Raw genomic sequence first — 14,321 nt, forward strand, 5'->3', positions numbered from 1 at the left:
AGACGAATAAAAAATGCAAAAAATGATTTTTCTGTTCTGTGCAGTGGCGCTTGGCGCCATTGCGCAGGCCAAGCCTGTCGGGACGCCTAAACTCAGTATTCATAAAAATAATATCAAGGTCTGGACCTATCAGAATGAGCAAAACCCGGTCTTTCTGTATAAAGCTGAAACCACCTATACCGCCCCCATTGAAAATGCCGTGTCCCTGATTCTGAATGTCGAGCATGCAGTACAGTGGGTTCCCTATATGGGTAGCATCAAGGTCCTGTCCCGCGATGATAAAAAAGGTGACTTTACCCTGTATATGGTGCTGGATTTTCCATTTCCCTTAAAAGACCGTGACCTGATTGTACAGGGCAAGATGATCAAGGAAACCAATGGTCAGATCACCATCAAGAATAAAGCCATCCAAAGTGGCTATCCTTTAAACCCGGATTATGTGCGTTTAACTGATTATCAGGGCGACTGGACTTTTCAGAAACTGGCTAATAATAAGGTCAAGGTTTCAACCTATGGTTATGCCAATCCGGAAGGTTCCATTCCTTTGACCTTCGTAAATATGTTTGTGCAACAGCAGCCTTATCAGATGCTGCAGAAAATGAAGACCGAGCTGGCTAAGCCTGCCAGTATTGCGGTCTTGCCTGAAGCCCTGCAATAAAAAAGACCCAATCGCTGGGTCTTTTTAACACGTGAAAACAGACTGAATTTAAGCTGTAAAATCTGCTTTAAGTACAATCCGGTAACGGGCTTTGCCAGAATGCAGGTGTTCAATCGCCTGATTCAGCTGTGACATCTGGAAGACTTCAATTTGTGGTGCAATATTTTTACGTGCAGCAAATTGGAGTAACTGACGTAATGCCGCCGGCGAACCTGTCGGTGAACCGGTGACTGACTTGGCTCCGCCAATCAGCATGCCAGCCGGAATCTGCATCGGCTCAAGTGGTAAACCCAGCATATGTACAGTGCCGTTTGGTGCCAAAGTTGCCAGATAAGCCTGCCAGTTCAAGGTGACATTGACCGTACTGAGCAATAAATCAAACTTGCCACGCTGGGCTTTTAAGGCAGCCGAATCACGGCTATTGACCACATGGTCAGCGCCCATGGCTTTCAGCTCATCAGTTTTATCCAGATTTGAAGTGAAAGCGGTAATTTCACAGCCCCAGGCTTTCAGCAGCTTGATGGCCATATGTCCTAAACCGCCAATGCCAATTACGCCAACATGATGAATGGCCTGAATCTGATGTTTCAGGATCGGATCAAAGACGGTAATCCCGCCACAGAGCAGGGGACCCGCACTTTCAGGATCAAGATCTTCAGGTAAGGGAATGGCCCATTGCCAACCGGCGCGCACTTTGTCGGCAAAACCACCGGCATGTCCGACAATGGTAGCCACCTGACCGCCAGTACACAGCACCTGCTGGCCCGAAATACAAGGATCGCAATATTGGCAACTTTCCGCTGTCCAGCCGATACCCACCCGTTGCCCAACTTTCAGGCCTTTGGCTTCTGCACCCAGATGGGTAATGGTACCGATAATCTCATGTCCTGCTACAACCGGATACACTGAAGAACCCCAGTCATTATTGATCACTGAAATATCGGAATGACAGAGACCGCAGTATTCTACTTTGACTTCGACCTGATGCGGCTGCAATTCTCCGGCATCAAACTGATAAGGTTCAAGTTCCGCACCTGCGGACATAGCAGCATAAGCTTGAATAATATTATTCGACATGATTTTCAGCTCTTATTTAAATGCGAGGATATTGTTTTAAAGTCACAATGATTTTCATGGTCATCGACCATACCAACGGCCTGCATAAAGGCATAGCAAATGGTGGGGCCGACAAATTTAAAACCAGCCTGTTTTAATGCTTTAGACATTCTCTGGCTCTCAATGGTTTGAGCGGGTGCTTGCCGATAATCCACAACATCATTATTCAGTCGCGGTTGCTGGGCAAAAGACCAGAGCCAATCCACCAGATTAATCCCTTGCTGTTGCAGTTTCAGCCAAGCTTGGGCATTCTCCCGAATGGCATTGAGTTTGCCGCGATGCCGTATCAGGCTAGCATCTTCAAGTTTTATTTGGAGTTGTTGATCTGTAAGTGAGGCGATAGACTCAATCGAATATTGAAAAAAATGTTCACGATAAGCTTCACGTTTTCTGAGAACGGTAATCCAGGCCAGACCGGCCTGCTGTCCTTCCAGACACAGCATTTCAAACAGGCGATTTTCATCCAGCAGGGCCTGTCCCCATTCCTGGTCATGGTAGGTGATATACAGCGGATCATCGGAGCACCAGCCACAGCGTTGCACAGTCATGTGATGCTCCTTGTTTTGATGCTTTTATAATTTAAACACAGTCCATTGATCCTGCTGATTGTCCCAATACGACAGTTCAGCCTGATCCAGATCGCTAAATTGAATCCACATATCTTTACCGGCCTTGTCAGCATAACCGGTACTGATCAGAAGCGCTTCCTCGGTAATTTCCATCACCCAGCCCTGGTAAGTTTGACCATTCAATACAATTTTTTGTTGATTGCCTGATTCAGCAAATTCTACCAGACGATTGATCAACGCTTCTGACATGTAAATATCCTAAAATTAACGTAAATAGGGATAAGGGTTGACCACACCGCGGCCCTTGCCCTGTAAATAGATTCCATAATGCAGATGAGGAGCAGTATGCCGGGCATTACCGCTATTGCCGACATAACCGATCAGCTGGCCTTTTTTGACATAGTCGCCGACTTTTAAGCCACGTTTATGTCCATCCAGATGCGCATAATAATGCCAGGAGCCGCCTGGACCCAAAATCCAGACTACTTTACCACCCAAATTGTTGTTACGTAAATCTGCAATCAGACCCTCAGTCGCGCTAAAGACTTTGGTTCCACGTGGAGCCATGATATCAATACCTTCATGTAGGCGTCCGCGACTGCGCGAAGCACCCCAGGTATCTGTTAACTCACGTGCTTGTATGCGTGCCACCGGGATTGGCAGAGAGGACGGTACTCGCATACTTTTCAGTTTTTGCACGAGGATAGGGTTGAGCTGTACAGCAGGGGATTTTTTTGGTGTACTGCTACAGGCAGCCAGCAGCACAGCAATCAAAGCAATCCACGTCAAAGCAAGGTATTGGCGCACTTTATTCATCCTTAAATATTGGCAATGCTCATGTTGAGCTGAGCGATATTTTGCTTTGTTCAGACTATGTCACAGATTGACGCTAGTGATCAATTTTTTCATGGCAGTCGGAATGCCGGCCTCAGTTGCTGTTTGCGGACTCATCCAGCAGCCTTGCAGTTCAATCGCCAGATGTTCCTGCTGATCCTGATCTACTGCAAAAACAATTGCTTCAAGTTGCCAGGTAAAATGAGTAAAACTGTGGCTAATCTGGGTCTTTTTGATGATATTTTTAAGGCCAAGTTGCTGGCATTGCTGTTCCCATTCATGTGCATTTTCAATAATTGGCAGACACCAGAGACCGCCCCAAAGACCGCTATTGGGACGTTGCTGCCAAAGCCAGTCTGTACCGGACTGGATTAGCAGGACCTGAGCAGAGCGTACAGGAACTGGTTTTTTGGCCTTTTTGAAAGGCAATTCATTTTCCAGTCCTTGCTGATGTGCCTTGCAATGCTGCTGCATTGGACAATACAGACACAAAGGCTTTTTCGGGGTACATACGGTCGCGCCCAGATCCATAATTGCCTGGGTATAGTCATGATTGCGTTCGATAGGACAGAGTTGTTCTGCCAGTTGCCATAAGGCACGCTCATGCACCGGTTTGGACAGATCATCTTCAATGGCAAAGAAACGTGACAATACCCGTTTGACATTGCCATCCATGATTACGCCATATTGACGTAAACCGAGTGACATCAAGGCGCCAGCGGTTGAACGGCCAATGCCGGGCAAGGCCATCCATTCTTCCAGAGTATGAGGGAACTGCTGCTGTGCTGTCACGATGCCGGCAGCTTTATGCAGATTGCGGGCGCGGGCATAATAGCCGAGACCTGCCCAGTAGGGTGCGACCTCATCCCATGAGGCATAACCTAAGTCCTGAACAGTCGGAAAACGCTGGATAAATCGTTCAAAATATTGCAGTACAGTTTTGACCTGGGTTTGCTGCAACATGATTTCAGAGACCCAGACTTTATACGGATCATCTGTCACCTGCCAGGGCAAGTCATGACGACCATGCACATCAAACCATTCCAACAGGGCATCTGAAAATACGAACATGAATACCTAGCAACCGAATAAGCAGCAGCTAGTATAGCGGAATCAGCAGGGTGGGAATGTGAAAAGTAGGATAAAAATGGCTGCTCATTTGTTTGGGCAGAAGAGTGATTTCAAAAAAATAAACGCTCCGTAGAGCATTTATTTTTGATAAAGAATCCGGTTAATCGTTAATTCCCCAGCGCTCATCCAGCTTCAAGGTCTTGCCTGCATAACGCGGAATAATATGAATATGCAGATGTTCTACCTTTTCCTGAAATACTTCACCATCAATAAAGCCGACATGAAAACCGGCAGGCTGGTAGCGTAATTGCAGTTCATTGCGTGCCTGTTCCAATAAAGACATCAAACTTTTACGTTCTTTGTCAGTCACTTCAAAAAATGAGGCCACATGCCGCAATGGAATGATCACACAATGACCTTCGGACAATGAATTTGGTTCAGGCAACACCACACCATAATCATTTTTGGCAATGACATCATATTCGTCAAAATTGCAGTAGGGGCAGTTGGTTTCAGCCATCATACACATTCTCCTCTGGTAGGATTTATCTTCTTTTCTTCATGAAGTATCTAAAATATTCAGCCTGTGAACAAGCCGGATAGTTGTTTCTATTTATGCCAAATGGCAGTCTAGCAAGGCATACATTGCTGCCAGACCTTTTTGTTCCGCTTCTGCATTGTAACCAAGATCCACACCATTGGATTTGGCCCGTTCATCCGCAAGCGGGTTGCTAAAGCCATGTTTGGCATTTTCAAAAACAATCACTTCATGCTCGACTTTGGCTGCATGCATTTCCTCACGGAAACCGGCCACATCATCCAGGGTCACCATGCTGTCCAGTTCACCATGTAGCACCAGGATTTCCGCCTGTACCTGACCTTCCTGAGCCGGTGCTTTCGGAGACAGGTTGGCATGGAAAGTGGCCACCGCTTTTAAAGGTGCATTGGCACGTGCCAGATCCAGTACGACTTTGCCGCCATAGCAGAAACCAATCGCTGCAAGTTTCTCTGCATTGACTTCATCCTGGGCTGCCAAAGCATTCAAGGCTGCTGTTGCACGATTCACGATAGTGTCAGGATCTTCAAAAGTCTGCATCATCCACTGATAGGCCCGATCAGAGTTGGTAGTGACTTTTTTGTCACCATACATGTCGATGGCCAAGGCCGCATAGCCATGTGCTGCAAGTTCACGGGCACGCTGTTCAGTATATTCATTTCGACCCCACCATTCTGGTGCGACCAGTACACCGGCAACAGGAGGATCTGTTTCTGGTGCAGCAAAATAACCAATTAATGGACTGCCATCCTGCGCAGTGTAATGAATTTCGCGAGTCTTGATTGCTGCCATGCTGACGTCCTCTATTGTTGTTGAATTGCTTGATTAAAACATAACATAGCAAAACTGATCGGAATGTGACATGAAAACCTGCGATTTAAGGATACTTAAGCCCATAAAAAAAGAGAGGCCAATATAGAACCTCTCCGATTTTAGATCGGGAAAAATAGGACTTATTATTTAATAATTTCCAGTAATTCCACATCAAAAATTAAAGTACTGTTCGGTTCAATTACATCCCCTGAACCAATCTGTCCATAGGCCAGTTCGGCCGGAATGAAGAAACGATATTTGGCACCTTCTTTCATCAGCTGTAAACCTTCGGTCCAGCCGGTAATGACTTGGGTGGTACGAAATACCACGGGTTGATTACGGGCAATCGAGCTGTCAAAAACCGTACCATCGATCAAACGGCCTTCATAATGTACGCGGACATTACTGTTTGCGCTCGGCGATTTACCTTTTCCTTCCTGAAGAATCTGATATTGCAAACCTGATTTTGTGGTTTTTATCCCCGGTTTTTTTGCATTTTCAGCCAGGAAAGCCTGACCAATTTTGGCATTTTCATCAGCCTGCTTTTTCAGGGTAATCAGCTCTTTGGCTTCAGCCTGACGCTTAAATTGGGTCAAGACTCGCGCCATGTCTTCCTCACTTAAAGTCGCCTGTTTCCCAGCGGCTGCCGCTTTTAAACCGGCACTGAAGGCATCCAGATCAATGCCTTGTAAGGAATCGGCATTGCTTTTTCCCATCAGATAACCAAAGCTGTAGCCGACCTGTTCAGCCTCAGGGCTTTTATTGGTGACTTCTTTGGCAAAAAGACTGCCAGAACTCAGCAGTAAAACTATCAAACTTATTTGTATTTTCATGATTCATTCTCAAAATAAAGGAGAGCGCGTTGCTCTCCTTTTCGTGGATTATTTTACTTCGATGAGTTCCACATCAAAAATCAAAGTACTGTGTGGAGGAATCGTACCTGGCACGCCCTGTTCACCATAACCGAGTTTAGATGGGATATACAGAGTGGCTTTACCACCTTCTTTCATCAGTTGCAGACCTTCGGTCCAGCCTGGAATGACCTGATTGAGTGGGAACTCAATCGGCTCGCCACGTTCAACCGAACTGTCAAACACGGTACCATCAACCAGTTTTCCAGTGTAATGTACTTTTACAATTGAAGTTGCTGCAGGCTGCTTGCCCGTACCTTCTTTGGTCACTAAATATTGCAAACCAGATGCCATAGTTTTTACCCCAGCTTTTTTGGCATTTTCGGTCAGGAAAGTATCACTTGATGCTTGAGCCTGTTTGGCACTATCCACTTGCTTTTGCTGCATTTCTTTTTGGAACTGCTCATAAGCTGCTTGTAATTCTTCTTCAGTATAAGCAGGAGCAGTACGGGCATGACCTTCGCGAACGCCTGTTACAAAGCTGTTAATATCCAGCTCAGGTGGAGTTTGATGAGCGACTTCATAACCGAGTGCATAGCTAATTTTAGAAACAGCAGAGGCATCTTTAGATGCTTTTGTGGTTTGAGCAGCTGGGTTTTGAGTTGCATAGTAAACAGGTACTAGCGCGGCACCGCCTAAAAGAACAGCGACAGCAATCGGTAAGGCCTTACTCATGTATTATTCCAATCTAATGTTATCGTTGAGGTTCATTCCATCTTAGCAGAAAATTTTGAGAAATCTTGCAGAATGGGTGGTTTTTTAGCAAGCGAACATCGCTGTTTTGTTGAAGTTTAAAGATGTAAAAAAACCAGCAATCGCTGGTTTTTTATTTTTCAGATTTTAATCATTGTTCGAGAATGTCTAGGAGTAATGATGGCCCCCAACTGAAAGTGTCTTTTGCAAAGGATTTAGTAGAAAAATAAGCCTTTTTCTAAAGGAAATTCAATCCCAATCGATGCACCGCCATCATTACCATGTAGGTCTGAATCACTGATCCAGCCATTTAATTTGAGGAGAATATCGGCGCGTAAATAATGGGTCCAGCTCACATCAACAGCTTTTAATTCATCCTGCGCTGGAAAAGCTAAATTAGTAGTTCGGTTGGACTCATTCAACTTGGCAAATAGCACTCGAGCATTAACACGATTGAGGCGATCGAAACGAATATCACCGCCTACTGAAATCATTTGACCATCACCACCCATCGCATGTGCCAAGGGGTAACCATGCTGATAAAAACCATCGGTATAAACATGGTGGTTGTATGAAATACCATCAGCACTACCATTACTACGGGTATCTGTCCATTCGGTATACAGCTGGAAAGGCATATTATTATAGCTAGCAGAATAATCGACTCCAGCCAGATACATTTTTTTGGCTGGTAAGCCGCCCGCTTCATCTTCACCAACATATTGTGCATACATCCCCATTGGGACTTGCAACAGTGGTTGTAGATTTAAGCGCGCATCAAAACCTGCAATTTGGTTAGACTTATCATCATCACTATTATCAAAGTTATCATTGCCTTTTATAGCATTCCAGAGTGTAGACAGACTTTCTGAACGGTCACCACCACCCCATTGCATAGCACGCGATGCACCCAGCTCCAAATAGGGTAAAGGTTGTGCGGTGACACGTAAGCCAATCAGTTTGGCATCAGGTACAGCATCGTAGTCATCCAGTTGTCCGACAAAAGCTTGATATTGCCAAGGCCCAATCCAAGATAGCCATTTGTTTGCAAAAGCATTCTGTTGGGCACGCTGCATGGTCACACCATACACAGGACGACTGGCATCACCCCGAATTAAGCTGCCATCATGACCGGGTCCCCAGTAGGTCGGAATTTGTCCAGCAATCAGCCATTGATTCCATAATTTACCTGCAAGGTAAGACCCTTCAATATTCACATCTTGATCATTATCAATCTGGGGATCTTTTTCTGCATTGATACGAAGTCTGGCATCCCAATTCTGATTGCCTGTATTCAACTCTACACCCGCCTGGTATTGCGCTTTTTGCTGATCGCCAAAGGCTTGAGGAATATTTTTTTGATCTGTCTCTGCAAATAGTGATGCTTTAAGTAACTGGTTGTTGGTATTCAAATGAGCCATGACTGAATCAATGACTCTTTGCTGATTATTATTGCTGACTTGGGCCTGAGAAAGGGCGCGTTGGATTTCATCACCACTCATTGGCCAGGTCGAAGTGCTAACTTGAATCACACCTTGCTGATTTAACCAGTTTAAATCGGTGCGCAGGTTTTGGTCATTTAAAACGATGCCTTGAGCAAAGGTTAGTGAGGAGCTTAATGCCAAGCTGGCGAGCAGTGTTTTAGGTAACATTTTTGTATATTCTCAGGAGTTTTAAACTGTAACCAAGATAGGGTTTTTAGTTGATTTTTTCAACAATGAACATTTGGAATAAATGTGATAGAGAGAACTATCACACCCTGCCTCTAGCAAGGTGTGATATCAAAGTTTACAATGAATTAGTCATTGTCTTTATTTGCGGTATAAGCATAGGCATAATTATAACCATAGCTACCTGCTGCCCCTTGTTGTACATCATTTAGAATCACGCCATTGACTTTGACATTGGCCTGTTCAAAACGATTAACAGTAATTTCAAGTTCTTTAATTTGCGTTTTAGCATGACGGGCAATCAATAAATTCACGCCTGCATATTGCGCAATAATGATGCCATCGGTCACCGCAAGCACAGGTGGCGTATCAATCAGTACATGATCGAAATGAGCAGATGCCTGATCTAGGAAAGTTTTGAATTGATCTGTACTTAATAGTTCAGACGGGTTAACCGGACTCTTACCACGTGTCACAAAAAACAGGTTATCTACAGTTGAATTTTGCACCACCTCTTCATAGCTATTTTGGTGATTCAATAATTCTGCTAAACCTGGTTGCACTTCGGCATTAAAGTACTTATGTAAATAGCCACGACGTAGATCACCATCAATGACCAGAACCCGTTTTCCCCCTTGCGCTAAAATAGTAGCAAGGTTAGTGGTAATGAATGATTTTCCAATTTCAGGTGCAGGACCAGAAATTGCAATCACATTATTGGTCGCATTCATTAAGGCAAAATGAATTGCTGTTCGCATGCTACGGAGGCTTTCAATCGCGATATCACTGCTATCTTTAACCGCAAGAATAGGAATATTTTTTTTCTTCTTCAATAGGTTAATACGATTTTCTTGAATAACAGAGCGCGGTACAGTGGCATAGACTGGCAGATCAAGCTCATTTTCAATTTGCGCTGCGTCTTTAATACCTGAACGCATCATATTTCGTAATAGTGCAATCAATACTCCAATAAAACCACCGATAAAAATTGATAAAATTATTATAATTAATGACTTGGGTTTAATTGGCTTAACGGGTTCAACAGCTTGGTCAATAACTCTGACATTACCAATTTCACCAGCCTCTGCAATTTTCAATTGCTGATAGCTATTTAAGAGTGCGGTATACAGTTCAGTATTTACTTTTACATCTCGATATAGCTGTAAATATAATCGTTGTGTTTCTGGTAAACGCTTAATAGACTGTGTCATTTCTGATGTTTTCTGACTAATTTCAGCAAGTTGAGCATTAATGGCTGACATTAGAGGGTGATCAGGGGTATATTTTGAAGAAAGTTCCGCTTGCTGTTGTTGTAATTGGATTTTCATCTTTTCCAGTTCAACATTTTGCTTTAACATTAACTCGGCTTCTTGAGTCACATCGATAGTATTGTATTGCTCACGGAAACGGTTGAACTTGATTTCTGATTCCTCAAGTTGCTGTTTAAGTTCCGGCAGCTGTTTGTCTAGAAAATTTAAAGTTTGTTTAGATTCTAAAGACTTGCGTTGAATATTTTGTATTTGATAGACGGATAAAATATTATTCAGAACTTGAGTAATATGTTCCTTATCATTGCCATTATAATTTAGACCAATAACACCGGAGTTTTTCCCTCTCTCTGCTACACCATAGTCATTTTTTAAGAACTGCATTGCTGTAGGTAGTGCAAGTTTAGTAATAGTAAATGTTTCTTTAAACGGAGATTTACTAAATATTACAATTTCCCAAAGTCCCTTAGAGTCTATGGTTTGATTGCTGGAATTCAATTGACCGTTAAATATCACTTCATCTTTATAAGAGAAAGTAAACTGGTTGTTATCCGTGAATTTTAACTCTAATTTTTTATCTAGATAGTAATTTGGAATTTTTAATGTTTTGATTAAGAAGGCTTGATTTTCTTTTTGGAAAACCACCATATCTTTTTTATACAGAACTTCAGCTTTGTCATTTTTAATCAGACGATTAAATAAAGTATTACTATTATCTTTAATTTGGATATCAAGGTGCAAATTTTGAATAGTTTGTCCCAAAATCATGCGTGAGTTTAATATTTCAATCTCAGCATCTGCGGGAGATTTTCCGCCCATTCCCCCTGGAATAGCATCACTCAACCCACCCAAGAGGGCAGCAGCTCCAGCGCCTTTATTATCCTCTACCAGAACCATTGCATCGGCAGAATAAATTGAGGGAGTAACACGTAAATAAAGTAATGCGAAGGTTAAGCTCAGTATGATACAAAGCGCGATCACTTTCCATTGTGCAATTAACGAAAAAAATAATTCTTTTAAGTCAATGGTATTGTCATTAGTACTTGAATTTTGATTCATGGATAAACTACTAGATAAAATTAAATATGTGATTGCCAATCCGAAACATAAGATTCGATGTTATTACATGTTTCTTCAAAAAATGCTTGATCGAGCTTATAAGGATCAGGAACATTTTGATCTTGCCAATGTCCTAAACGAAATACTTTACCTTTAGCAAATGGCCAAGTCTTTTCTATATGTTTTTGTTGATTTGAACTCATCACTAAAATTAAATCTGCAGTTTTGATTAAGTTGGCATCAATTTGTTTTGCGACATGTGAGCTCATATCAATTGATTTTCTTGCCATACTTGCAATGGCCTTATCATCAGCACTATGGCCTACCATGGCAGAAAGACCAGCAGATTCAATATGTAAGTTAGGATGACTTTTCTTGAGAAAAAACTCACCCATTGGACTACGACAAATATTTCCCACACAGACGACTAAAATATTCCGAATTTGCATATTTTATTTACCCAGTTGGTCAAAGCTATAGAGTGCACTAGAGAACGGAATAATCTGGTTAACAATACGTTGCCAGCGCGTTAATCCAGTCGCATCAATATAAACGATGTCATTTTTTTTCATTTCGAATTGATTGGCTAAGCCCAAATTACCAAAACTGCTTAAATTCAAGTGATACACAGTGGACTGCTTGGTGGCTAAATCGGTGCGCATTACATAGATTTTAGCCGCACTTGCGGAATAAGGATTAATCCCTTCACTTTCACCCAAAACATCACTTAAGGTCATACCTTGTTCACGTAAAGCCAGGGCTTGGCTTTTACTTGACTCACCCATAACATAAAGTTTTTGATTCTGTTTGGTATTCACAAAAATAGTATCATTCGGTTGAATCAGTAAATGATGTAAAGATAGGCCTTGTTTCTCTAGTTGTAGTACATTGAGGTCAAAAGTTTGACCCTCCCGAATCAATTGAATATTGGTATTGTCACCCGTTTCAGTATTAATACCACCTGCCTGTCCGAGTGCTGTATAGATACTAATAGGTTGATCATTAAGGGTATATTGACCACTACGCATAACTTGTCCATTGACAAAATAGCGACGACCCTCATAAGACAATACTCGAACCACCACATCAGGATGTTTCAAATAGCGCGCAAATTGACTACGTAAAAAACGATTGGTTTCAGCCAGTGTTTTCCCGGCTACCCGTACCTGCCCCACTAAAGGTAATTGTATATTGCCACTAGAGTCTATGGGATAACCTGCAGCTTTTACATTTGAAATATCCTGAATAGGAGGGGTGATTTCTGGGTAGGCCCAAAGTTGAATTGAGAGAACATCACCAGCAGCTAAACGGTAAATGTGCTGCTTATTATTAAATAAATGATAAATAGAATTTGAATTCTGAATATGATTGAACAAGTGACTAGGTAAATTATTCTGGGTTAGCTGAACGACGGTGAGTTGAGCCCCTTGGTCTGTTTGGTAAGCACCTTGTGCAGGGAGGTCATAGGTTTGTAAACCAGAGGTAACAGCACAGCCTGTAGTTGAGATGCCACATACCAATAAAAAAGCCATTTGAAAGTGTCGCACAAGTTTTCCTACATGTTAATTTGTTAAATTCATTTTAGATTGAAGCTATTCTACCCAACTTATGAGGTGAATATATAACAATTTGTGACTTTGTTGCTAATTCTCATAGGTAGTGAAGGAGTAAGCATCCGCTGAACCCCATAGCCATTTTTTAATTTTGATCGGGTTTCCAGCGGTGTTGCAGTATCCTTCTATTTGGGTCGCTTTATGCGTCGGCAGCCTTTTCAGCACATCACTTAAATAAGCATGGACTGTTCTCAGTATCCTAGACATGAGACAGCCTCATTTTGAAGCTGCCTCAAAGGCTTCTGGACTCATCCCGTCGAGATGCAAATGACGCCTTATTCGATTGTAAAACATCTCGATATAATCAAACACATCTGCACGGGCCATTTCTCGTGTTTTATAGATTCGCTTTTTAATTCTTTCCCTTCTTCAAGCTGCTAAAAAAGGATTCAGCAACAGCATTATCCCAACAGTTGCCCCTCCGGCTCATACTTGGAACCAAGTTATGCTTCTGACAGAATTTCTGCCAGTCTCCACTGTTGTATTGTGAACCTTAGTCTGAGTGTATGATCACTGGATCACTGGATCACTGGATCACTGGATCACTGGATCACTGGATCACTGGATCACTGGATCACTGGATCACTGGATCACTGGATCACTGGCTCTGCGTCGCCATACCTCCATAAGAAGTGCATCCAAAACAATATCCTTGGCAAGCGTAGGTTTCATTGACCAACCGATGACTTTCCTTGAATATAAATCAAGAACTACAGCCAGATATAACCAGCCTTGCCAAGTACGGATGTAGGTAATATCAGTCACCTGAGAAACACTGTTTCGTAAAGTATCAGATGTGTTTACAATAAACTCTCGATTTAAGTGATTGGGTGGCACAATATGACGACGACCACGACCATAGCTTTTATGCTTCTTATATCCTCGAACAGCGGCAATACCATTGTTCTTCATGATCTTCAGCACACGATTAGACCCGCAGCTTTCACCCAATTCTTTTAGATCCAGCGTAATGCGACGATAACCATAGATGCCATAACTGGCCTCATAAGAAGAACGGATGAGCTGTAATAACCGCTTATCTTCAATAGTCCTGCCTGATTCGAGTCCATGTAACCAGGCATAGTAACCAGCACGAGCGATCTTAAGGACCCGACACATCGTTTTAATCTTAAATTGATGGCTGTATTCCAGGATAAACTGATACTTCACTCGGGCAGGCTTGCAAAGTACCTTGCGGCCTTTTTTAAGATATCCCGTTCCTCTTCAGTCTGTTTAAGCTGACTTTTAAGACGTAGGATTTCTTTCTTTGCTTCGAGTAGTTCATGTTCATCAGAGTTGTTACGTAAAGGCTGTACCGCCTTTAGCCATTTATAAATGCTGTGCTGTGATACACCTAAACGCTCTGCTACATTAGTGACAGAATATCCATGTTCAGTAATCCATTTAACAGCTTCATCTTTAAATTCTGGGGTATATCTTTGCCCACTCATCAGGTTCTCTCCTATGCAAAAAGAATAGACGAAATTTGT

The 14,321-nt window shown here is 42.7% G+C and carries 14 protein-coding genes and 1 pseudogene; 1 reads left to right on the forward strand and 14 read right to left on the reverse strand.

Annotation, left to right across the window (positions count from 1 at the left end; all coding sequences use genetic code 11):
* Positions 1-13 precede the first annotated feature (13 nt).
* A complete protein-coding gene (locus tag NI466_RS07775) occupies positions 14-658 on the forward strand; it encodes an START domain-containing protein (RefSeq protein WP_253173251.1) in 645 nt (214 codons plus the stop codon).
* A gap of 48 nt (positions 659-706) precedes the next feature.
* Here NI466_RS07775 and ahr read toward each other — a convergent pair whose 3' ends face one another.
* From ahr to NI466_RS07845, 14 genes and pseudogenes are all read right to left on the reverse strand, one after another.
* Positions 707-1,735 (reverse strand): NADPH-dependent aldehyde reductase Ahr, encoded by a 1,029-nt coding sequence (gene ahr, locus NI466_RS07780; protein WP_253173252.1) that lies wholly within the window; start codon positions 1,733-1,735, stop codon positions 707-709.
* Positions 1,736-1,740: 5 nt separating this feature from the next.
* A complete protein-coding gene (locus NI466_RS07785) occupies positions 1,741-2,322 on the reverse strand; it encodes a DNA-3-methyladenine glycosylase I (protein ID WP_222112407.1) in 582 nt (193 codons plus the stop codon).
* 24 nt (positions 2,323-2,346) lie between these two features.
* Entirely contained in the window at positions 2,347-2,592 is a 246-nt protein-coding gene (locus NI466_RS07790; RefSeq protein ID WP_184413389.1) for a hypothetical protein, read from the reverse strand.
* A 15-nt stretch (positions 2,593-2,607) separates the two neighbouring features.
* Positions 2,608-3,150 carry a M23 family metallopeptidase gene (locus NI466_RS07795; protein ID WP_247144184.1) on the reverse strand — a complete coding sequence of 181 codons (543 nt, stop codon included), beginning with the start codon at positions 3,148-3,150 and terminating at the stop codon, positions 2,608-2,610.
* A gap of 69 nt (positions 3,151-3,219) precedes the next feature.
* Complete coding sequence (mutY, locus tag NI466_RS07800; RefSeq protein WP_191113018.1) at positions 3,220-4,248, reverse strand: A/G-specific adenine glycosylase; 1,029 nt, start codon at positions 4,246-4,248, stop codon at positions 3,220-3,222.
* A 160-nt stretch (positions 4,249-4,408) separates the two neighbouring features.
* On the reverse strand, positions 4,409-4,768 hold the full coding sequence (locus NI466_RS07805; protein WP_026055739.1) for an HIT family protein: 360 nt from the start codon (positions 4,766-4,768) through the stop codon (positions 4,409-4,411).
* Positions 4,769-4,861: 93 nt separating this feature from the next.
* Positions 4,862-5,596 (reverse strand): dienelactone hydrolase family protein, encoded by a 735-nt coding sequence (locus NI466_RS07810; protein WP_195725384.1) that lies wholly within the window; start codon positions 5,594-5,596, stop codon positions 4,862-4,864.
* A 164-nt stretch (positions 5,597-5,760) separates the two neighbouring features.
* The gene (gene bamJ / locus NI466_RS07815) at positions 5,761-6,450 is read right to left on the reverse strand and encodes a BamJ family beta-barrel-assembly machinery protein (RefSeq protein ID WP_253173253.1); all 690 of its coding nucleotides are present in this window, start codon (positions 6,448-6,450) and stop codon (positions 5,761-5,763) included.
* Between the two features lie 48 nt (positions 6,451-6,498).
* Complete coding sequence (gene bamJ / locus NI466_RS07820) at positions 6,499-7,203, reverse strand: BamJ family beta-barrel-assembly machinery protein (RefSeq protein WP_004728883.1); 705 nt, start codon at positions 7,201-7,203, stop codon at positions 6,499-6,501.
* A 233-nt stretch (positions 7,204-7,436) separates the two neighbouring features.
* The gene (locus NI466_RS07825; protein WP_253173254.1) at positions 7,437-8,873 is read right to left on the reverse strand and encodes a capsule assembly Wzi family protein; all 1,437 of its coding nucleotides are present in this window, start codon (positions 8,871-8,873) and stop codon (positions 7,437-7,439) included.
* Positions 8,874-9,019: 146 nt separating this feature from the next.
* Positions 9,020-11,218 (reverse strand): polysaccharide biosynthesis tyrosine autokinase, encoded by a 2,199-nt coding sequence (locus NI466_RS07830; protein ID WP_253173255.1) that lies wholly within the window; start codon positions 11,216-11,218, stop codon positions 9,020-9,022.
* A gap of 20 nt (positions 11,219-11,238) precedes the next feature.
* Positions 11,239-11,667, reverse strand: a complete 429-nt coding sequence (locus NI466_RS07835) for a low molecular weight protein-tyrosine-phosphatase (RefSeq protein ID WP_180040393.1) — start codon at positions 11,665-11,667, stop codon at positions 11,239-11,241.
* A gap of 3 nt (positions 11,668-11,670) precedes the next feature.
* Complete coding sequence (locus NI466_RS07840; RefSeq protein ID WP_253173277.1) at positions 11,671-12,750, reverse strand: polysaccharide biosynthesis/export family protein; 1,080 nt, start codon at positions 12,748-12,750, stop codon at positions 11,671-11,673.
* 297 nt (positions 12,751-13,047) lie between these two features.
* A pseudogene (locus tag NI466_RS07845) lies at positions 13,048-14,282 on the reverse strand (IS3 family transposase).
* Between the last annotated feature and the right edge of the window lie 39 nt (positions 14,283-14,321).

This window comes from Acinetobacter lwoffii (genome assembly GCF_024129595.1).
Classification (GTDB): domain Bacteria; phylum Pseudomonadota; class Gammaproteobacteria; order Pseudomonadales; family Moraxellaceae; genus Acinetobacter; species Acinetobacter lwoffii_O.

Excerpts from the sequence above, each read along its gene's own strand:
- NI466_RS07830 (WP_253173255.1), bottom strand. The coding sequence starts at position 11,218 with ATGAATCAAAATTCAAGTACTAATGACAATACCATTGACTTAAAAGAA.
- mutY (WP_191113018.1), bottom strand. The coding sequence starts at position 4,248 with ATGTTCGTATTTTCAGATGCCCTGTTGGAATGGTTTGATGTGCATGGT.
- NI466_RS07810 (WP_195725384.1), bottom strand. The coding sequence starts at position 5,596 with ATGGCAGCAATCAAGACTCGCGAAATTCATTACACTGCGCAGGATGGC.
- bamJ (WP_253173253.1), bottom strand. The coding sequence starts at position 6,450 with ATGAAAATACAAATAAGTTTGATAGTTTTACTGCTGAGTTCTGGCAGT.
- NI466_RS07785 (WP_222112407.1), bottom strand. The coding sequence starts at position 2,322 with ATGACTGTGCAACGCTGTGGCTGGTGCTCCGATGATCCGCTGTATATC.
- NI466_RS07825 (WP_253173254.1), bottom strand. The coding sequence starts at position 8,873 with ATGTTACCTAAAACACTGCTCGCCAGCTTGGCATTAAGCTCCTCACTA.
- NI466_RS07805 (WP_026055739.1), bottom strand. The coding sequence starts at position 4,768 with ATGGCTGAAACCAACTGCCCCTACTGCAATTTTGACGAATATGATGTC.
- bamJ (WP_004728883.1), bottom strand. The coding sequence starts at position 7,203 with ATGAGTAAGGCCTTACCGATTGCTGTCGCTGTTCTTTTAGGCGGTGCC.
- ahr (WP_253173252.1), bottom strand. The coding sequence starts at position 1,735 with ATGTCGAATAATATTATTCAAGCTTATGCTGCTATGTCCGCAGGTGCG.
- NI466_RS07840 (WP_253173277.1), bottom strand. The coding sequence starts at position 12,750 with ATGGCTTTTTTATTGGTATGTGGCATCTCAACTACAGGCTGTGCTGTT.
- NI466_RS07790 (WP_184413389.1), bottom strand. The coding sequence starts at position 2,592 with ATGTCAGAAGCGTTGATCAATCGTCTGGTAGAATTTGCTGAATCAGGC.
- NI466_RS07775 (WP_253173251.1), top strand. The coding sequence starts at position 14 with ATGCAAAAAATGATTTTTCTGTTCTGTGCAGTGGCGCTTGGCGCCATT.
- NI466_RS07835 (WP_180040393.1), bottom strand. The coding sequence starts at position 11,667 with ATGCAAATTCGGAATATTTTAGTCGTCTGTGTGGGAAATATTTGTCGT.